Raw genomic sequence first — 553 nt, forward strand, 5'->3', positions numbered from 1 at the left:
CGCCGACGCGCGCGCGGCCCTCGCGCGGATCCAGGCCCGCATCGACCGCGGCGCCCCGGCGACCGCCGCGGCCACCGTCGTGCCCGTCCTCGACGTGAGCATGCTGACGCGGCGCGAGCTCGAGATCGGCGTGCTGGCGGCGCAGGGGCTGAGCAACCGGGAGATCGCCGGCCGTCTGTTCCTGTCCGTCCGCACGGTCGAGTCGCACCTCTACCAGGCGCGCGCGAAGCTCGGCGCGCCCTCGCGTCGGGCGCTCGCGGGACTGCTCGACACCCCGGGTGCATCGAGCCTCGTCGCGGGCAGGTAGTATCGACGGGTGCCGCCGCGTTCCTGAACGCCAGCGGCACGCGTCATGGAGGATTCGCCTAGTGGCCTATGGCGCACGCTTGGAAAGCGTGTTGGGTGAAAGCCCTCAGGGGTTCGAATCCCCTATCCTCCGCCAGCAGCACGAGAGCCCCGACGGACCCCGGTCCGGCGGGGCTCTCGTCGCATCCGGGCGGCACGGCCGGCGGGCACGGCGGGCACGGCCGGCCGCCGCGCCCCTGCCGTGTAC

1 protein-coding gene and 1 tRNA gene are annotated in these 553 nt (G+C 74.5%); both read left to right on the forward strand.

The annotated features are described in order from the left end of the window. On the forward strand, positions 1 to 307 hold a 307-nt coding region (locus DZG00_RS16315; RefSeq protein ID WP_147360106.1), incomplete at its 5' end, for a helix-turn-helix domain-containing protein. A 47-nt stretch (positions 308 to 354) separates the two neighbouring features. Continuing rightward, positions 355 to 442, forward strand: a tRNA-Ser gene (locus tag DZG00_RS16320). Positions 443 to 553: the final 111 nt, after the last annotated feature.

It is taken from the genome of Clavibacter lycopersici, assembly GCF_003576405.1.
Lineage (GTDB): Bacteria > Actinomycetota > Actinomycetes > Actinomycetales > Microbacteriaceae > Clavibacter > Clavibacter lycopersici.